Origin of the sequence: Pelosinus fermentans DSM 17108 (genome assembly GCF_000271485.2) — a bacterium.
In the GTDB taxonomy this organism is placed as follows: Bacteria; Bacillota; Negativicutes; order DSM-13327; family DSM-13327; genus Pelosinus; species Pelosinus fermentans.
This window is the reverse complement of sequence record NZ_AKVN02000001.1, coordinates 2,913,101-2,933,247: the sequence shown is the minus strand read 5'-3', so window position 1 is coordinate 2,933,247 and position 20,147 is coordinate 2,913,101. Positions and strand designations below refer to the sequence as shown.

Genomic DNA, 20,147 nt, shown 5'->3' with positions numbered 1-20,147 from the left:
GAAAATGCAAACATGGATACAGATATTACTGAGCTCAGTTTCATTATTCTTTTTAATGTTGATTTTGGTCAGATTAATGGGAAAAAGAAATATTGTCCGAATGACGCCTTTTAGATTTGTAAGTTACATTGTAGCTGCAGTAATTGCTGCAATAATGTCCTTAAATTTAATTGCAAATCTTACCTTTGGATTTATTGCTCTTAGTGTTTGGGTCTTATTTCCTATAGCATTGGATTATTTATCTCTAAAAAGCAAGTGGATCCATGACATTGTCAACGGAAAAGAAACTGTGCTAATTAAGCATGGGAATATCATGGAAGAAAATCTTCTACAAACAAGATTGACAGCAGAGGAACTGCTGCGAGAACTTCGCTCCAAAAATGCTTTCAGTTTAGCAGATGTAGAATTTGCTGTAATGGAGGATACCGGAGACATAAATGTATTTATGAAGTCCCATAAAAAGCCTGTGTCTTCCTATGATTTAGGAATGAAATTGGCACCACTGACGGAACCGCAGACTGTTATACTAGATGGCAATATGCTAAACGAATCCCTATTTTCTTTAGGCTTTAATAGAGAATGGCTAGAGATTCAATTGGAAACCATAGGAGTATCCATCGATAATGTTTTCATCGGACAAGTAGATTCATCTGGGGATTTATACCTGGATTTGTTTGACGACTCTATACAAATACCCCAGCCTAAAGTTAAGGAAATGCTCTATGCAAATTTTGAAAAAAGTCAGGCTGATCTCATGAGCTTTTCACTGGAGACAAAAAATGAAGCAGCTCGAAAGATGTATTCGGAGCATGCTGAAAAATTAGAACAACTTATGGGAAAACTCAAGCCATATTTATTAAGATAGAGGTGGATTGTATTGTCAAGTTTCAAAAGAAAGAATCTAACTCCCGTGCAGCAGCAGTACCAAGACTTTGCTCGTGCAAGGGAGCCACAGCGTCCCATACTAGCAAATTGTGTACGAGCTTTTATTGGCGGAGGAATTATCTGTACAATAGGTCAGGGAATACAATTATTTTTTATAAAGTATTTCGATTTTGATGAAAAGACAGCTGGAGACCCTACCGTTGCGGTTCTAATTATGATATCAGTGTTACTTACAAGCTTTGGAGTATATGATCATATTGCTCAATGGGCTGGTGCGGGAAGTTCGGTTCCGGTTACAGGATTTGCAAATACTATCACTTCAGCTTCTCTTGATCATAAAAGTGAAGGATTTGTATTAGGTGTTGGGGGCAATATGTTTAAAATCGCAGGACCAGTCATTGTTTTTGGCGTCTTTTCTGCTTTTGTTGTTGCTATTATAAGTGTAATGATTAAGTCGTTAGGTGGAATGTAAATGTTGCAAGGTCATCAAACATGGGTTTTTCAATCCAAGCCAGTAATTATTGGATCTGCAGCTATAGGCGGACCTTTTGAGGCACAAGGCAACCTGGCAAAGGACTTTGACCTGCTTCATGGCGATATATGGCTTGGACAAGACAGTTATGAACAAGCAGAAAAAAAATTTTTGGAACAGGCTTGTGAGACTGCAATTAAAAAATCAGGACTTAAGAAAGAGGATATCCAGTTTTTTCTCAGCGGTGATCTAATTAACCAGATTATCCCCAGCAGCTTTACTGCACGTACCCTTGCTGTTCCTTTTTTGGGGATTTATGGAGCATGCTCTAGTTCAATGGAAGGTCTTTCTTTAGCATCTCTTATGATTGATAGCGGTTTCGCACAGAATGCACTTGTTGGCACATCTAGTCATAATGCAGCTAGTGAAAAACAGTACCGTTACCCTACGGAATATGGCGCGCAAAAGCCACCTACTGCACAGTGGACTGTGACGGGAGCAGGTGCTGCAGTTGTTGCGAAGCAAGGTGAAGGACCACGCATCGCAGCTTCTACAATTGGACGTGTAATAGACATGGGGCTTTCTGACCCCTTTAACATGGGGGCAGCTATGGCTCCTGCTGCAGTTGACACCATTGAAGCCCACTTTAGGGATTTAAATATATCCCCATTACAATATGACCTGATTGCCACCGGAGATTTAGGTAGGGTAGGTCACCCAATTGCAGGAGATTTGCTTAAACAGCATGGGCTTGATATCCCTGTAGAAAAATTGACCGATTGCGGTATTTTGATGTATAAAGAAAACCAGCCAGTTCTGGCAGGAGGCAGTGGTTGTGCCTGTGTTGCGACAACAACCTTCGGGCATCTTTTAAATCGTATGCGAAAAGGAGAACTGAACCGAATTCTGGTTATAGGCACAGGTGCTTTATTATCCCCCATGTCTTACCAGCAAAAGGAAACTATACCATGCGTTGCCCATGCAGTATCTATAGAAATGTAAACAGGAGGCACCAGGTTTGGAAAAATTTATTTTGGCGTTTATCGTTGGTGGGGCTATATGTGTGATTGGACAGCTCCTTATGGACGGGCTAAAGCTAACTCCTGCACATACAATGGTTACATTAGTAGTGTCTGGAGCTGTTTTAGGAGGATTTGGTTTATATGATGATTTAGTAAAATTCGCTGGAGCTGGAGCATCCGTTCCAATAAGCAGCTTTGGCAACCAATTGGTAAAAGGCGCTCTTCAAGAAGCAGAAAAGACTGGTATTATTGGAGTATTAACAGGTATTTTTAAAATCACCAGTTCAGGTATTTCAGCAGCGATTATATTTGGATTTTTGTCAGCTTTATTATGCAAACCAAAAGGATAAAAATATTTTCGAAGAGGAGGTGAGAAAAATGACGGTAGGTACACAAATGAATCAGGCTATTGCAACTATTCAATCTGCTGCATCCAGCATGAAAACATTTTCTATGGAAACTCAGGATCCGCAAGCAAAACAAACATTTGAGCAATTAGCAACAACCCTTGACAATGCTATTGAAACATTGAAGGGAAGGCAAAAATACATTGAAAATCAAGAACCTCAATACAAATAGCAAGTGATTAATGGTAAAGTTCATCTTGAATAAAAGCTGAAAAAACCAATTCAGCTTTTATTTTTATGTAATTTGCTATTTATAAACTTCATTCTAACACTTCCTTGTAGAATTATTAACTAGTTATTCAACTAAAGAAAACCAATGACAAATAAAAAAGGTGGCTATTTGCCACTTTTTTTATTTGTAATAGTAAGATAAAAAGTGTCACTACGATTTGACGATAGTTAGACATTGCTTTTTGTAAAATTCATATAAGCAGAACAACTTTAAGATGGGGAGGAGGGGGAAGCATATGTCTACTGGATGGGTAAAGGAATTGCCTATTGCAGTTACCGTTACAGATAAAATCGGCAATATTATTGAAATGAATGATAGCTCAGTTCAAACTTTTGAAAAATATGGTGGAAAGACTTTGATTGGGAAAAATGTAGCAGATATTCATTCTGAGCGTGTCTGCGAAAAAATTACTAAGATTATCGAAACCAAAACTGCCAATAGTTATACTATTGAAAAAAACGGCGTAAAAAAGCTGGTTTATCAAACTCCATGGTATCATAATGGGGAATATGCGGGTCTGGTGGAATTATCTATGACAATGCCAGGACTTCCGAAAAAACCTGCGGCAGAAATGATGGATATTGATAATGATGGTAAAATTACTGGATTATTTTAAGCCAATACAAATCGTAAACCAATAGATAAGACTGAGCAGGAGGATAAGTATGTTTCAGGATCGATATGAGACAGGGGATTTTACAATGTGGCAGGGGCGGATTGACAGCAGGGAAAATTATGATGCTTTTCGGTGGCACCAATGGATAAAACCGCTGGATTTAAGGCAGCCATTATTCAAATTCACGGGTAAATTGGGATTTGCTTTGCTGGGATTTTGCTGCGATGAGGGCATACGGAGGAATAACGGACGCCAAGGTGCTTCTTCGGGGCCGGAGGGGATACGGCGTGAACTTGTTAATTTACCCTGTTCTTTTTCTTCAGAGGTGTTGGTGTTTGATGCGGGAAACATTACCTGTGCAGATGGAGAGCTAATGAAAAGCCAGATGGCGCTGGAACAAGCAGTTCTTTATCTTCGTCAAGCCGGACTGTTTCCTCTGGTTATGGGAGGCGGTCATGAAACTGCTTTGGGACATTTCCGGGGACAAGCGGATTTTCTGCGACAGAAAGATGGCAAATGTGATCTGGGTATTTTAAATTTTGATGCACACTTTGATCTTCGACCATTTATTGGGGAAGGAAATTCTGGGACGATGTTTCGGCAAATTGCCGATGATGCTTGCAAATCGGGAGAAGGATTTCATTATTTTTGCCTGGGCATCCAGCGCAGCAGCAATACACTTGAATTATTCAAAACGGCCCAACAATTAGGAGCAGGTTATTTATTAGCAGGTGATATTTCCATGCAATATGAAGAACATATCCTGGAAAAGCTCGATTCTTTTATGCAGTCCATACCCAATCTTTACGTAACGATTTGTGCAGATGTATTTTCCTCTTCTTTTGCTCCCGGAGTCAGCGCACCACAGCCTTTAGGGCTGCATCCGGAGATGGTGCTGAAGTATTTAAAGCATATACTTCGCACACAGAAAGTTGTTGGATTTGACATTGCAGAAGTATCACCGCGGTTTGATCATGACAGGGCAACTGCGAGTTTGGCCAAAGTGATCATTTTTGCTGTAGTTGATACTCTTTGCCGACTGAAAGGGTTGGCTAGGTAACAGTGAAGATATTTGGTGTATAATTTGACGATGCTGGGCATTCTTTTGACGATATTTTGACAGTAGGCGTATTATAATCAGAATATAAAGATTATTTATAATGAAATATATTTAATTAATTATTTTATAGATGATTTAATACTATTTCGTGGAAGGGGATATGACGATGAAGATCGATAATAAAGAGATTACCTGTGCCATGACGATTAAGCTGGACGATGCATTACCAGAGCCGCCGATATTTAAGGCGGGCGTGCGCAGGGCACCGGATAGAGGTTTTCGATTAAGTATTGAACAAAGTAAAGTTGCATTGAAAAATGCTCTACGGTATATTCCTGAGGAGTTGCATAGCCATTTGGCGAGGGAGTTTATGGAAGAACTAAAAACATATGGGCGGATTTATGGTTATCGGTATATGCCGAAGGAAACTATTTACGGTAAACCATTAGATGAATACAAAGGTAATTGCATTGAAGGTAAGGCATTTCAAGTCATGATTGATAATAATCTGGATCATGATGTTGCACTCTATCCTTATGAAATGGTCACTTATGGAGAGACAGGAAGCGTATGCCAAAATTGGATGCAATATCGATTGATTAAAAAATATTTAGAAGTTATGACGCAAGATCAAACACTAGTTGTAGAATCAGGACATCCCCTGGGATTGTTCCCCTCAAAACCTGAAGCGCCCAGGGTAATTATCACCAATGCTTTGATGGTGGGGATGTTTGATAATCAGGATGACTGGGAAGTTGCCGAACAGATGGGAGTTGCCAACTATGGACAGATGACAGCGGGCGGCTGGATGTATATTGGTCCGCAAGGCATTGTTCATGGAACTTTTAACACCTTGCTAACAGCAGGTAGGATTAAATTGGGCGTTGCACCTCATGATGATTTGCATGGGAAGTTGTTTGTTTCCTCTGGATTAGGCGGTATGAGCGGTGCACAGCCAAAAGCAGTAGAAATTGCTGGTGCAGTCGGTATTATTGCTGAGGTAGACTTCTCCCGTATTCAGACACGTTTAGAACAAGGATGGGTTGGAAAATGCAGCGATGATATTGAGGAAGTATTCAAAATGGCGGAAGAATATCAGAATGCGGGCAAAGCGTTGTCAATAGCCTACCATGGCAATATTGTAGATTTGCTGGAATATGCAGTAGCCAATCGGAAGCATATTGACTTGTTGTCTGATCAAACCTCCTGTCATGCGGCCTATGATGGTGGTTATTGTCCACAAGGGTTGACCTTCGAGGCGCGGACTGCACTTTTGACTGAGAATCGCGGCAAATTTCATGCATTGGTTAATAAGAGCTTACAGCGTCATTTTGTATTAATTAAAGAACTGGTAGAACAGGGAACCTACTTTTTTGATTACGGAAATGCATTTATGAAGGCAATTTATGATGCAGGGGTTACAGAAATTGCTAAAAACGGACATGATGAAAAAGATGGCTTTATTTTTCCTTCTTATGTGGAAGATATCATGGGACCACAATTGTTTGATTATGGCTATGGTCCGTTTCGCTGGGTTTGCTTAAGCGGCAAACCAGAAGATTTACATAAAACCGATCAGGCGGCGATGCAATGCATTAACCCTGAACGGCGCTGGCAAGATCGGGATAATTATATTTGGATTCGTGATGCCCAAAAACATAAGTTGGTTGTAGGAACCCAGGCGCGCATTTTATATCAGGATGCAGAAGGCCGTAAGAGTATTGCATTACGTTTTAATGAAATGGTGCGCCGCGGTGAGATTGGTCCGGTCATGTTAGGGCGCGATCATCACGATGTCAGCGGCACGGACTCACCCTTTCGTGAAACGTCAAATATCAAAGATGGCAGCAACGTAATGGCAGATATGGCAGTACAATGTTTTGCAGGAAATGCTGCGAGAGGAATGAGCCTGGTAGCATTGCACAATGGCGGCGGTGTGGGAATCGGTAAATCAATCAATGGCGGCTTTGGTATGGTGTTGGATGGTAGTGAGCGGGTGGATGAAATTTTGCGATCGGCCATGTTGTGGGATGTCATTGGGGGGTAGCCCGTCGATCATGGGCAAGGAATGAACATTCAATTGAAACCATTATTGAATTTAACCGCGATTATGCAGGCAAGGCTCATGTGACGATTCCTTATATCCCAAAGGAAGAACTGATCGATACCATTGTCACTGTAGCGTTTCAATAGTTTCGTACGAAAAAGTGCTAAAGGGGGAGATGCTTTGCATAGTGAAGGTAGTATATTATTAATTAAACATGCAGCAGAGATTGTTACCAGCACAGGGACAATAGCAAGAAAAGGAACCGATATGAACCGTTTAGAGAGAATCACTGATGGTGCGTTATTGGTGAAGAATGGAATGATTGAATGGGTGGGGGCAACTGCTGATCTGCCCGAGATTTTCCATGATAATATAACGATTATTGATGCGACGGGGTGCAGTGTCATTCCAGGGTTTGTAGATTCTCACACACATTTTGTGTTTGGCGGCTATCGTCCAGAAGAATTTTTCTGGCGCCTTAGCGGAACGCCTTATTTGGAGATCTTAGAGCGTGGCGGTGGTATTTTAAATACCGTCAAAGCCACTCAGTCCATGGGATATGAGGCAATGGTTGAGACTGCGTCAAGGCGGTTAGATGAGATGCTAGCTATGGGTGTTACCACCGTGGAAGGTAAGAGTGGTTATGGATTGGATTTTGATACGGAACTCATGCAATTACAAGCCATGGGAAAATTAAATGCTGATCATGCTGTTGAGGTTGTACCTACTTTTATGGGAGCCCATGCTGTGCCTCCTGAATATCGTGGGCGGGAAGATGACTATGTCACATTCATTGTGGAAAAGCTTCTGCCGGCAGTGATAGAGCAGTCAATTGCAGAGTTTTGCGATGTATTTTGCGAAAAAGGGGTATTCTCAGTCCATCAGACGCGAAAGATTCTGCAGGCCGCAGGTGATTTAGGCTTAAAAATAAAAATTCATGCTGATGAGATTGTATCCTTTGGCGGAGCAGAGCTCGCAGCAGAACTTGGGGCTGTTTCTGCTGATCATTTGCTGCAGGCATCGGATAAGGGGATTGCTGACATGGCGGCCCGAGGTGTAGTGGCGACAGTGCTGCCAATGACGGCATTTTGTCTGAGGGAACAATACGCCAGAGCCAGATGGATCATTGATAATGGCGGAGCACTTGCACTAGCAACCGACTATAATCCAGGAAGCTGTTTTAGTCATTCGATTCCCATGCTGATTGCATTGGCCGCTATCCAGCTTGCGTTGTCACCAGCAGAAATTCTGACGGCGTTGACGCTAAATGGTGCAGCTGCCGTTGGAAGAGCAGATCGTATCGGTACGTTAGAACCTGGAAAGCAGGCTGATATTGTTATGCTGAAATATCCATCTTATTTATTCTTGAGTTATCATGTCGGGATGGATATCGTCGACCGGGTTATTAAGAAAGGGCAAGTGGTTGCAGACAAACGAAATAGTAATCTGGGAGGTAATAAATAAGATGAGTAAATTAGTAGAATGTGTACCTAACTTTAGTGAAGGACGCCGCCCTGAAGTCATTGAGGCCATCGTAAATGAAGTGAAGAGAATAGAAGGTATCAAGCTGCTGGATGTACAATCCGATGCCAGTCACAATCGCTTGGTGGTGACATTTGTAGGCGACCCCCAAGCCGTTAAACGGGCAGCATTTGCTTCTTGTGCCAAGGCTGCGGAATTGATTGACATGGAACAACATCATGGTGAGCATCCGCGTATGGGAGCTACTGATGTAATTCCCTTCATTCCTGTACGAGGAGTCAGCCTTGAAGAATGCGTGGATTTAGCCAATGAATTAGGGAAAGAAATTGCTGAAAAACTAGACATCCCAGTGTATATGTATGAAGCAGCCGCGAAAAAGCATGAGCGTAAGAACTTGCCGGATGTTCGCAAAGGGCAGTATGAAGGCTTAAAAACAGCGATTACGCAGCCGGAAAGAAAGCCGGATTATGGTCCGGCCAAAATGCATCCTAAGGCTGGTGCTACAATAGTAGGGGCTAGGCAGTGTTTAATTGCTTATAATATTAATTTAAGTACCAGTGATGTCAACATAGCTAAGAAGATTGCCACGGCTATCCGGGAAGCCAAAGGAGGTTTCAAATACTGCCGTGCAATGGGCATTATGATTGAAGAACGCAATGTAGCACAAGTTACTATTAATATGATTAATTATGAAGGTACACCACTGCACCGCGTGTTTGAAACGGTAAAAAATGAAGCAGCTCGTTATGGTGTGAACATTATTGGCAGCGAAATTGTGGGGTTGGTACCAATGCAGGCACTCATTGATACAGCGGACTATTACTTACGCCTCGAAGGCTTCAATCGCAAGCAAGTGCTGGAAGAAAATATTTAGTTGCTGGATAATGTGAGTAGTCTTTTTGGAGTCTCATTTAGGACAGCAAAAGATGAGTACAATCTGTGGTTTAACCTTCTGTGTTATGTTCATCTTTTGCTAATTGTTTATGCCTATATTATGGTCGTTTTTTGAAAGTATACTGATAAAATTGGGGGTATTAATCGTATGCTGATTGATAAAAGTATCACAGGCTTTTTAGCAGAACTAAAATCAGACTCCCCGGCACCAGGAGGCGGCAGTGCAGCCGCTTTAGTGGGGGCCATCGGGGCGGCGCTGGGAATTATGGTAGGAAATCTAACGCTAGGTAGTGCAAAATATGAAACGGTACATGAGCAATGCAAAGGGGTGTCTTTGGATTTTGAAGAACGTTTAGCTTCGTTGGAAAAATATATTGATGAGGATACAGAAGTCTTTAAACAGGTAATGAAAGCCTATAAATTACCTAAGAATACTGATGAAGAAAAACAGGTGCGTATAAAAGCTATTCAAGAATTCCTAAAAGCTGCATCTACATTACCGTTTACCGTTGCCAGGACTTGTCTGGATGTACTAGAGTTATCGGTAAAAATAATCTCTATTGGCAACGTCAATGCGGCAAGTGATGCAGCGGTAGCGGGAAGAATGGCAGAGGCTGCTATGTGGTCAGCTATTTATAATGTACGAATTAATCTGGGGTCAATTAAAGATGCTGATTTTGTTGCTGACATGAAAAGCAGGGTTGACGATATCGTAGCACGTTCGGAAGTGTTAATGGATCAACTCGTTAAAACTGCAAATGAAAAAATATAAAGAATAAAGTGCAGTAAATTTATAAAAACAAGAAAAATAGGTCAATAAAAGAAAAAAGAATATGGAGGAGATTGTTGTGACAACGCTGACAGACCCCAAAAAACAAGCGGTGGATACAGGAGCACTGGTTCCAGAAAAAAAAGGTTTGCATCGTGATTTGAAATCGCGGCATATGATGATGATTTCCATTGGTGGCACTATTGGTACTGGGTTGTTTCTAGGTGCTGGGCAAGTGGTGAGCGAAGCAGGACCAGTTGGTGCTGTGTTAGCTTTTCTGTTTGGTGGGATGGTCATGTATTTGGCTCTCCTATGTTTAGGAGAACTTGCCGTGGCAATGCCAGTTTCAGGATCATTCCAAAGTTATGCCATGAAATTTATTTCCCCCGGCGTAGGTTTTACAGTTGGATGGTTGTACTGGATTAATTGGGCGGTTTGTATTGCAGCTAACTTTACCGCGTCTGCTATTATTATGTCACTGTGGTTTCCTGATGTGTCTATTTGGATCTGGTGTGTATTATTTGCCGTATTGGTAACTGCCCTGAATTTAATTTCCGTAAAAGTTTATGGTGAAACTGAGTTTTGGTTTGCCGGCATCAAAGTTGCAGCTATTATTGCCTTTATTCTTGCTGGTGCAGGTTTGATGTTTGGTACTGTTGGTAATGAAGGAGCTATTGGATTTTCCAATTTTAACACCGGGGCTGGGTTATTTCCAAATGGTGGCTGGGCTTTATTTTTGACTATGATTACGGTAGTATATTCCTTCCAGGGATCGGAACTGGTGGGCGTGGCTGCCGGGGAATGTGAAAATCCCGGTAAAAATGTTCCTAAAGTTATTAAAGGTGTTGTTTTTCGAATCATTGTGTTTTATGTGCTGGCAATCATCGTATTAGGAGCAACCATTCCTTATAAAGAAGCAGGTGTGTTAGAAAGCCCCTTTGCATACGTTTTTGGTCGTATCGGGATCCCCATTGCAAAAGATATTATGAGTTTTGTTGTACTTACCTCAGCCTTATCAGCCAGTAATTCTGCGCTATATGTTTGTTCGCGCTTACTCTGGTCAATGTCCAAAGACGGGCACGCACCAAAATGGTTAGGACATTTAAATTCGGGGGGCGTGCCCATTAACGGTGTCTTTTTGACACTGCTGTTATCTGCATTATCACTGTTGACCAGTGAATATGCTGCTGACACGGTTTATATATGGCTGATGTCCAGTGTAGGATTGACTGGCTGCTTGATTTGGATTGTCATTGCTTGGTGCCAAATTAATTTTCGCAAACACTTTCTGGAAATTGGCGGTGATTTGAAAGACTTGGTTTTTAGAACGCCATTATATCCGGCACTGCCAATTGTGGCAATTATCTTGAATATTTGTATTATCGCAAGTTTAGCTTTCATTGATGGACAGGAGATTGTCCTTTATACAGGTTTGCCAATCATCCTAGGGATTTACTTGTATTACATTTTTCTTCACAGCAAGCGTGAAGAAAAACCAGCAGAAATTAGCAAGTAAATTAGCAGAAATTTTCGAAAAATGCGGAGGCGATTCAGCATGATAATATTAGATGGAAATTCCTTAATATTGGCAGATGTGATAAAGGTAGCACGCAGCTATGAAGAAGTCAGGCTCAGTAGCCAAGGTCGGGAGCAGATCATTGCCAGCAGACAGATCGTTGATAAGATATTAGAGGAAGAAAGACCTGTTTATGGTATTTCTACTGGGTTTGGCGATTTCAGCACCATCTTTATTTCAAAAGATGAGAGGGCAAAGCTGCAGCGTAATCTGATTTTAAGCCATGCTACCGGTGTTGGCGAGCATTTGTCAGAAGATGTTGTTCGCTCGGCAATGCTGCTTAGAGCTAATTCATTGGCAAAAGGTTATTCAGGGATTAGGCTGTCAACAGTAGAAATGTTGTTAAATCTCCTCAATAAACGCATATGTCCTGCAATCCCAGCTAAAGGATCAGTTGGTGCCAGCGGCGACTTAGCACCCCTTTCACATATGGTTTTGGTTATGCTGGGGGAAGGTGAGGCTTATCTAAATGGTCAGTTGATGACAGGTGCTGAGGCTTTAAAAGCTTGTGACCTAGAACCAGTTGTATTGAGTGGCAAAGAAGGGCTGGCATTGATTAATGGAACACAAATTATGACAGCGGTTGGCACGATTGCCTGGCATGATGCCGTTAATTTGATGAAGGCAGCAGATATTGCAGCAGGTTTAAGCGTAGAAGCCTTAAAAGGTACCAGGGCGGCTTTTGATCCGCGGATTAGTCAGGTTAGAGCACATCCGGGGCAGGTTGCGACTACCCAAAATATGCTGCGCCTGACCGCCCATAGCGCTATCATTGCTTCTCATATCAACTGCAAAAAAGTACAGGATGCATACTCACTGCGCTGTATACCTCAAGTGCATGGTGCCTCTAAAGATGCCCTTAGGCGTGCAGAAGAAACCTTGAATGTCGAAATTAATGCGGCAACAGATAATCCGCTCATCATGCCGGAAACGGGTGAAGCAATTTCCGGCGGAAATTTCCATGGTCAGCCGATTGCTTTGGTTATGGATTATCTAAAACTAGCAATTGCTGAACTAGGTAATATTTCTGAACGACGTACCAATCGTCTGTTAGATGTGCATTTAAGCGATCTGCCAGCTTTTTTAACAGCTTTCCCAGGGGTTGATTCTGGTCTTATGATTACGCAATATGTTGCAGCTGCATTGGTATCGGAAAATAAGGTTCTGGTACATCCAGCTAGTGCCGATTCCATTCCGACTTCTGCCAATCAGGAAGACCATGTAAGCATGGGAACGATTGCGGCTCGTCAGGCCAGAGAAATTTTGGATAATGTCTGCAACGTATTAGCGATTGAAATGCTGGCTGCCGCACAAGGTGTTGACTTCTTGGCACCTCTTACACCAGGTGATGGCACAGCTAAAGCTCATCAAACCATTCGCAGTGTTGTATCGCATTTGGATGAGGACCGGGTACCGGCACCGGATATTAAAACACTTCACAATTTAATTGCCAGCGGCAGAATCGTTCGAGAAGTAGAAGCGGTGGTTGGCAAATTGAAGATTTATTAAAACGAATGAAAATCCTGTAAAATAGCAGTGTAGATAAATTGGGGTATTTTATCAGATGATGGAATGTGCTAAAATGTTTTAGACTGTTAAACCAGTAGAATTGAAACTTAGGTGATGTAATGACGGTATCGGTTCGAAGTATTACGCTTATGGCCATTTTTATTGCTCTAAACATGATTTTAAGTAGGATTTGCAGCGTTCATATTCCATTTGAAGGTGTTGAAGGTATTAGAATCGGGTTTGCCACGCTGCCGTTAGTACTGAGTGGCATTTTGTTAGGTGCAAGGTTAGGTTTTCTTGCAGGCTTGATTGGCGATGTGCTGGGGTTTATCCTGGCACCGTCAGGTATATTTCTGCCAACCTTTACGATTGCTGCCGGCTTGCATGGTTTGCTTGCAGGGCTGATTGCAGGAAGCGGCAAAATCAAAGATTGTTCGCGATGGCGTATGTATTTAGCCATTGCTGTAAGTCAGATTTTGGTTGCCATTTTCCTAGTGCCTTGTTTACTGCAATGGCATTTTGGCATTCCTTTTTGGGTTACACTGCCAGCAAGACTGATTACACAAGGGATTCTGATCCCGATATACTGCATGTTGATTTATGCTATAGTAGACAGAGTGAAATTCGGTTATCGAGAACAATCAGTAGGGTCATCCCAGTAGCCCATTCTGGCATGAAACCTCCTATACGAATTCCAGCTGGAATTCGTATAGGAGGTTTGTCTTTTTATGATGAATATAAGTCGCTATTAGGTTAGTTTTGTCACAATTAGTACGCCAAATCTTACTCTTTTATGAGTGGCTTTCTATGTTATATAATGGAAATGAAAAAGAGGTGATATGTATTACACTAAATGAAATGTCTGCTCAATTATTTCAAAGGATCACAAGCAGTAATCAGGCTGTAACGATTTCTGCTCTAGCAGAGGCTTTGCACAGCACTCCGCGGCAAATTCGCTATAAGTTGGATAAAATAGATGAATTCCTAAAATACAATAAGTTTCCGCAATTTCTTCGCAAACCTAATGTGGGAATCACCTATACTGCCCCTCCCCAGGTCGTGGAGAGGATTATGCAGAAGCTGCTGGAGCGAGAAAACCATCATTACATAGCCTCTCAGGAGGAACGAGTCGAAATGATTTTGGCTGTATTGTTGCAGCAGCAAAATTATATGACGATTGACGATCTTGGCGAAAGGTTAAAAACGAGTCGCAGTACCGTAATCAAAGATTTAAATAAAGTAAGAGAGGTATTGAAAAGTAATCACTTAACATTGCTTTCTTCCACAAATCATGGGATAAAAATCATAGGAGAGGAAAAATATTTGCGGCGTGCGTCTATTGAATTATTAATGAAAAGCATAGAAGTGCAAGGCATGTTAAGCCAGGAAATGTCACCGATGTTAAAAAATATAAAGACTCTTTCTCAATCGGAAATTTCCAATATGTTTACGAATATGAATATACCCTTTATTGAAAGCTGCGTGATTGAGGCAGAAAAGCAGTTAGAAACCACTTTTTCTGATGAGGCATTTTATGGCTTGGTCATACATATAGCGATCGCTATAAAAAGAATCAAATTAGGCAGAGATATTGTAATGCCTTATAACGAACTTAAAAGCTATGAGACAACGAAAGAATTTGCCGCTGCATCTTATGTCGCCAGCAGGCTGGAAGCAGAATTTCAGATTGAAGTTCCCTATGATGAAATTGGCTATATCACCATTCATTTACTTGGCAGTAACGTATATGCAGCAAATTCCTCATCCAGTGAAGAGTGGGCTGCTCTTCAAATCATAACAGGAAAGATTCTGGAAGAAGTAAGTGAAAGCTTGCAGCAGGAGTCCTTGATTCAGGATGAACACCTATTTAGCGGTTTGCTGGAACATCTACGACCTGCCATCTACAGACTAAAAAATGATTTGAAATTAAAAAATCCAGTACTCGAAGAAATTAAAGTAAGATATCATCATTTGTTTCAAATTGTAAAAAACAGCATGGCTTCGGTAGAAGGTTATATCGGCAAATCATTTGATGATGAAGAAATCGGGTATTTTACCTTGCATTTTGGCGCAGCTTTAGAAAAATTAAAAGACAAAAAAGAAATGGAAAAGAGGATTCTGGTGGTTTGCAGTACGGGATTAGGTACTGCCAGGTTGCTCTCTTCCAGATTACAGCAATTATTTCAGGTGAATATTGTGGATGTGATTGCTTATCGTCAAATAGGTCAAATTCTCAAATATCAGGAAGTTGATCTTATTATAACAACACTGCCTATAAAATGTGATGCAGTTCCTTGGGTACAGGTCAATCCGATGCTTCTAGATAAAGATGTTGAGAACTTAAAAAAATATTTAACCCAATACCACTTTCAGCCAAAGAATATTTTTATCCAGACACTAAGGCTGATTGAAGAACATTGTGACATAAAAAACTATGATGCATTAGTAACAGGACTGGCGAAAATTTTAAAAACGGACAATGTAGGGCAGAAGGGAGTTGTACAACCATTGTTAAGAGAACTATTAACGGCAGATATGATAGAGGTAAAAGTAAAAGCGAAGAGTTGGGAGGAGGTAATTTATGCAGGCGGAAAACTTTTAGAGGATCGTGGGTTGATTGAACATCGCTATGTGGATGCCATGGTGAATACGGTAAAGAAAATGGGAGCCTATATTGTTATTGCAAAAGGGATTGCCATGCCTCATGCAAGACCGGAAGATGGAGCAAAAAAAGTGGGAATGGCATTGATGACTCTAAAGAATCCAGTGAACTTTGGCAGCAAGGAGAATGATCCTGTTAGTGTAGCGGTCTTCTTGTGTGCTGTAGATAATACTACCCATTTAAAAGCGTTAGCTGAACTCATGCAATTATTAGATGATGAAGAATTTAAGACAATGGCGGATACAGCAAGCAGTAAAGACGAAATTTTAGCATATATCAATAGCAAAGAAGTAGATAGGAGGTGACCTAATTATGCTTACCATCTTAACCGTGTGTGGAAATGGGATTGGCAGCAGTATTATGCTGAAAATGAAAATTGATGAGATTTGTGAAGACCATCATATTAAAGCTTCTGTGGAATCAGCAGATTTTAATTCGGCCCAAGGGAAAAAGGCGGACTTGATTATTACGGTAAAAGAGCTGGCCTATCAATTTGAAGGTCGTGAAGTGGCGGTGGTTCGAAGTTACATTAATAAGAAAAAGATTGAAGAAGATGTTCTTGAGATTCTAAAAAAAATACAAGAAAGTAAAATGTAGGAGGTATGATCTATGTCCACATTTACCATTATTCTAGAATTCTTTCGGGACGTACTGAAACAACCGGCATTATTAATGGGAATTATGGCACTCATCGGGCTGGTAGCTCTAAAAAGACCTATGTTCAAAGTCATGACAGGGACTTTAAAGCCAATTCTAGGCTATTTGATGCTAGGGGCAGGTGCTGATTTTATCGTTGCGAATTTGACACCCCTGGGAAAAATGATTGAAGAAGGTTTTCATATTACTGGCGTAGTTCCTAATAATGAAGCTATCGTTTCCGTAGCACAAAAAGTACTGGGCATTGAAACCATGTCTATTCTCGTAGCTGGTTTGGTAATTAATCTTCTTATTGCAAGATTTACTAAATATAAATATGTGTTTCTAACAGGGCATCATAGTTTCTTTATGGCGTGTCTTCTTTCAGCGGTTCTAGGTGCCTCAGGCATGAAAGGAGTCGAACTGATTCTCATTGGTGGTTTTATTCTTGGGGCATGGAGTGCCATCTCGCCGGCAATTGGTCAGAAATATACGTTAAAGGTGACGGATGGTGATGAAATTGCCATGGGACACTTTGGCAGCCTAGGTTATTATTTATCTGCCTGGGTTGGAAAATTTGCTGGAAAACCAGAAGAAAGTACAGAAAAGATGGAAGTACCCGAGCAATGGGGATTTCTCAGGGATACTACCATATCCACAGCGCTGACCATGATGATATTCTATTTAATTGCAGCTTTTGCTGCGGGACCCAGCTATGTAACCACTTTATCTGGTGAAATGTCACCCTTCCTATTTGCCATCATGTCCGCTCTGAAATTTGCTGTTGGTGTTACCATCGTGTATGCAGGTGTTCGAATGATCCTTGGTGATTTAATCCCTGCTTTTCAAGGAATAGCAACCAAAATCATACCCAACGCAATTCCTGCGGTGGATTGTGCTGTATTTTTTACCTATGCCCCAACAGCTGTGGTAATCGGCTTTATTAGTTCCTTTATTGGCGGTATAATAGGCATGTTACTATTAGGAACTGCTGGAGGTGTGCTCATCATACCAGGGCTTGTTCCGCATTTCTTCTGCGGCGCTACGGCTGGAATCTACGGAAATGCCACTGGTGGCAGAAGAGGAGCTGCATTAGGAGCGTTTGTAAATGGTTTGCTCATTACTTTTTTACCTGCATTTCTGCTTCCTGTCCTTGGGCAGTTAGGATTCCAGAATACAACTTTCGGTGATGCAGATTTTGGTTTCTTAGGAATTTTGTTAGGTAAAGCATATGAGGCAGTAGGTCCAACAGGGATTTATATCCTTATAGCGATTCTAGTAATAGTACTTTTGATTCCAAATTATATAAAAACCAAGGCTCATGCCATTAACAATGTGCAGGGCTAGGCTGAAAATTTGAGAAAGGCGTGCCATTCTAAGAAGTAAGGATAGCACGCTGCTTCTCTTTGTAGTGAATTAGAAAATAAATGAAAAGAGTGATGACCGTGTATGATGAAGTGAATAGCAAGGTGGATGTGGTAGGACTTGGGGTATCCACTTTGGATATGTTTACTGTTGTTGACGCCTTTCCTAGGACCAGAGAAGTGCAAAAAGCATCCAGGATGGTTCTTGATGGCGGTGGACCTGTTGCCACAGCGATGGTGACGCTGGCAAAATTAGGAGCCAACACGATAATGATTGACAATCTAGGGGATGATTGGAGCGGCTTGCTGATTGCAGAAGATTTTAAAAAATATAATGTGCAGACTCACTGCCTCGAAATTTTTCCGGAGCACTCTTCTTCAATTGCCAATATACTAGTTGAGAAAGATACTGGCATTCGTGCCATTCTCTATCGTCCTGGATCAGTTCCAGAAATAAGAGACATTACAAAGTATACCCCTATCATACAAGGAGCCAAAGTTCTTCATTTGAATGGGAGGCATTTAGACGCTAGCTTAGCGGCAATCGATATTGCAAAACACGCGGGTGTTAAAATATCATTTGATGGTGGTGCAAATCGATACAACCCAAGTATGCGGCGAATTGTACCAAAGGTAGACATTTGTATTTTGGCAAAGGAATTCGCTCTTACCTATACAGATGAAACTAAAGTGGATCGTGCAGGGGAGTCATTACTAAAATCCGGCTTAAAACTTGTCGTAATAACAGATGGAATCAATGGAAGCTGGGTCTTCGACAACGACATTGGTATCTTTCATCAACCTGCATTTAAAATGGACAATGTGGTAGACACCACAGGATGCGGAGATAGTTATCACGGAGGCTTCTTATATGGACTTCTCCATAACATGCCCCTGAAAAAATGTGCCGAGTTTGCCAGTGCAGTAGCTGCTCTTAATACCCAGACTCTTGGGGGAAGAAAAGGATTGCCATCATTAAAAACCGTTGAGATGTTTTTGCGAGGCCACTGAGTCAGGCATTGATCTGCTTGACTCTTTTTTTATTCAGCATCATGTATTAGAATAAATCCTGCTTCTTTAGGGTTGTGTATTTTCCAAATTATGCGATAATTATATAATAAAAGGAGGGTTGATTTTGAGTATCTTTTCGTGGTTATTTTCAAAAAATACGGAAAAAAATTCGATGGTTCGCAAATGGATACTACAAGAGATGAAGAAGGTGGACATCGAAAATCCAGATGTTTACGCGCTATTTCTAGGACTCATACAGACTGCTGTTTCTTGGGGAAAGTCTGATATAAAAGGGCAGGATGACCAGAATTTGCAGGTGTCAAAGCAATACTTAGGAGATGCTACCATCTTTGAAATTGCTGCTTATACCTATTATCGAGTGGAAATTTGGTTAGACAAGGAGCAGCCAGAGCTTGCAAAACAAATCGCTCTTCCGATTCGGGAATGGATAGCAGAGAAATTTCATACTGTACTTTATGTGGATGAAAGATTGTTTAATCAATTATTTGAGGAACAGTTACTTCGGTATAGAAGTTTGACTAGTGCAGGAACGGGTCTTACAGAGTTGCATTTGGAATTGGAACAGCGTATTTTACTGACAAAAGGGGATCGATTTAATAAACAATCGTTGGCCAAAGATTCCGCTAGCGCAGCTCTTGATTCTCAATATATTAAAGATAGTTTGGCAAAATATGAGGAAATCAATATACCAGAAGTAATCGCGAGCATACGGCAATATTGCGAGAAGCACTCTAAAATGAAATTTGAGGAAAAAAAGAGCAAAGGTCAGCTATTAAATAAGAACCATGAACAGCGGGACTATTTATATGGGATGGCGCTATTGGAGCAGAAAGATTGGGTAAGAGCCTGTAACGCTTTTACAAAGGTACTATCCGCTAATCCTAAGCATTATGATGCGTTAATACAAAGAGGCTTGTTATACGGCACATTAGGACAATATGTAGATGCATTGCAAGATTTTACGGCAGCAATTGAGGTAAATCCTAATGAATCTGCAGCCTATCTTCATCGCGGCAATTGTTATCACCGCAGCTTGCGGGTAAAAGATAAGTCGTTGGCCGATTATTCCGAAGCAATTCGATTGTCACCTAATAATGCAGCTGGATATTTCGGGCGGGGTGAACTATATGACGAAATAGCATTACATAAAGAGAAGCAAGCTCTTGAAAAGAATGATCATCTTTCATATGCACATGTTTCAGAAGAATTTTTGGAGGCGATCCATGATTATAGTCAAGTTATTGTTTTAGAACCTGAACATGATGCTGCTTATGCAAACAGAGCGTTATTATATGCACGAAAGGCTCGTGCATATCAGAATATGGATGATATAACAAATGCGATTGCCGATTTTGAAAAAGCTATGAGTTTGAACTGGGAACATGGTTATTTATATAAACAGCAAGATGAAATGAAAGAATTATTAGAAGATAGTCAATTAGAGAAGGAGGCTTAAAGAAAAGATCTTCTATCTATCGGATG

At 41.1% G+C, this 20,147-nt stretch carries 19 protein-coding genes and 1 pseudogene; all 20 read left to right on the top strand.

Features of this window, described 5'->3' with window-relative positions; all coding sequences use genetic code 11:
- Nucleotides 1-4 precede the first annotated feature (4 nt).
- The 20 genes and pseudogenes from FR7_RS13555 (at nt 5) to FR7_RS13465 (ending at nt 20,121) form a co-directional block, all read left to right on the top strand.
- Nucleotides 5-865: a DUF421 domain-containing protein gene (locus FR7_RS13555; RefSeq protein ID WP_007935242.1), complete on the top strand. Its 861-nt coding sequence runs from the start codon at nt 5-7 to the stop codon at nt 863-865.
- 12 nt (nt 866-877) lie between these two features.
- Complete coding sequence (gene spoVAC / locus FR7_RS13550; RefSeq protein ID WP_007935241.1) at nt 878-1,357, top strand: stage V sporulation protein AC; 480 nt, start codon at nt 878-880, stop codon at nt 1,355-1,357.
- Entirely contained in the window at nt 1,358-2,359 is a 1,002-nt protein-coding gene (spoVAD, locus tag FR7_RS13545) for a stage V sporulation protein AD (protein WP_007935235.1), read from the top strand.
- A 16-nt stretch (nt 2,360-2,375) separates the two neighbouring features.
- Complete coding sequence (spoVAE, locus tag FR7_RS13540) at nt 2,376-2,729, top strand: stage V sporulation protein AE (protein WP_007935233.1); 354 nt, start codon at nt 2,376-2,378, stop codon at nt 2,727-2,729.
- Between the two features lie 28 nt (nt 2,730-2,757).
- Complete coding sequence (locus FR7_RS13535; protein WP_007935230.1) at nt 2,758-2,958, top strand: DUF1657 domain-containing protein; 201 nt, start codon at nt 2,758-2,760, stop codon at nt 2,956-2,958.
- Between the two features lie 592 nt (nt 2,959-3,550).
- Nucleotides 3,551-3,634: pseudogene (locus FR7_RS24630) on the top strand (formate--tetrahydrofolate ligase); the annotation flags it as partial.
- 49 nt (nt 3,635-3,683) lie between these two features.
- Nucleotides 3,684-4,694 carry a formimidoylglutamase gene (gene hutG, locus FR7_RS13525; protein ID WP_007935226.1) on the top strand — a complete coding sequence of 337 codons (1,011 nt, stop codon included), beginning with the start codon at nt 3,684-3,686 and terminating at the stop codon, nt 4,692-4,694.
- A gap of 166 nt (nt 4,695-4,860) precedes the next feature.
- Nucleotides 4,861-6,741: a urocanate hydratase gene (locus FR7_RS13520; protein WP_237769525.1), complete on the top strand. Its 1,881-nt coding sequence runs from the start codon at nt 4,861-4,863 to the stop codon at nt 6,739-6,741.
- Nucleotides 6,720-6,887: a hypothetical protein gene (locus FR7_RS24205; RefSeq protein ID WP_237769524.1), complete on the top strand. Its 168-nt coding sequence runs from the start codon at nt 6,720-6,722 to the stop codon at nt 6,885-6,887. Before FR7_RS13520 ends, FR7_RS24205 begins: the two co-directional genes overlap by 22 nt.
- A 34-nt stretch (nt 6,888-6,921) precedes the next feature.
- Nucleotides 6,922-8,205 (top strand): imidazolonepropionase, encoded by a 1,284-nt coding sequence (hutI, locus tag FR7_RS13515; RefSeq protein WP_007935219.1) that lies wholly within the window; start codon nt 6,922-6,924, stop codon nt 8,203-8,205.
- A 1-nt stretch (nt 8,206) separates the two neighbouring features.
- A complete protein-coding gene (gene ftcD, locus FR7_RS13510; RefSeq protein WP_007935217.1) occupies nt 8,207-9,097 on the top strand; it encodes a glutamate formimidoyltransferase in 891 nt (296 codons plus the stop codon).
- 168 nt (nt 9,098-9,265) lie between these two features.
- Nucleotides 9,266-9,889 carry a cyclodeaminase/cyclohydrolase family protein gene (locus FR7_RS13505; protein WP_007935215.1) on the top strand — a complete coding sequence of 208 codons (624 nt, stop codon included), beginning with the start codon at nt 9,266-9,268 and terminating at the stop codon, nt 9,887-9,889.
- A gap of 76 nt (nt 9,890-9,965) precedes the next feature.
- Nucleotides 9,966-11,402 (top strand): amino acid permease, encoded by a 1,437-nt coding sequence (locus FR7_RS13500; RefSeq protein WP_007935213.1) that lies wholly within the window; start codon nt 9,966-9,968, stop codon nt 11,400-11,402.
- Nucleotides 11,403-11,441: 39 nt separating this feature from the next.
- A complete protein-coding gene (gene hutH, locus FR7_RS13495) occupies nt 11,442-12,971 on the top strand; it encodes a histidine ammonia-lyase (RefSeq protein WP_007935211.1) in 1,530 nt (509 codons plus the stop codon).
- A 119-nt stretch (nt 12,972-13,090) separates the two neighbouring features.
- Complete coding sequence (locus FR7_RS13490) at nt 13,091-13,633, top strand: folate family ECF transporter S component (protein ID WP_007935209.1); 543 nt, start codon at nt 13,091-13,093, stop codon at nt 13,631-13,633.
- Nucleotides 13,634-13,778: 145 nt separating this feature from the next.
- Nucleotides 13,779-15,938, top strand: coding sequence for a BglG family transcription antiterminator (locus FR7_RS13485; protein WP_017531347.1), 2,160 nt, complete (start codon nt 13,779-13,781; stop codon nt 15,936-15,938).
- A gap of 7 nt (nt 15,939-15,945) precedes the next feature.
- Complete coding sequence (locus FR7_RS13480) at nt 15,946-16,230, top strand: PTS sugar transporter subunit IIB (RefSeq protein WP_007935205.1); 285 nt, start codon at nt 15,946-15,948, stop codon at nt 16,228-16,230.
- Nucleotides 16,231-16,242: 12 nt separating this feature from the next.
- Entirely contained in the window at nt 16,243-17,616 is a 1,374-nt protein-coding gene (locus FR7_RS13475) for a PTS ascorbate transporter subunit IIC (protein WP_007935203.1), read from the top strand.
- An 80-nt stretch (nt 17,617-17,696) separates the two neighbouring features.
- Nucleotides 17,697-18,644: a carbohydrate kinase family protein gene (locus tag FR7_RS13470; RefSeq protein ID WP_237715572.1), complete on the top strand. Its 948-nt coding sequence runs from the start codon at nt 17,697-17,699 to the stop codon at nt 18,642-18,644.
- A gap of 124 nt (nt 18,645-18,768) precedes the next feature.
- Nucleotides 18,769-20,121 carry a tetratricopeptide repeat protein gene (locus tag FR7_RS13465; protein WP_007935200.1) on the top strand — a complete coding sequence of 451 codons (1,353 nt, stop codon included), beginning with the start codon at nt 18,769-18,771 and terminating at the stop codon, nt 20,119-20,121.
- Nucleotides 20,122-20,147: the final 26 nt, after the last annotated feature.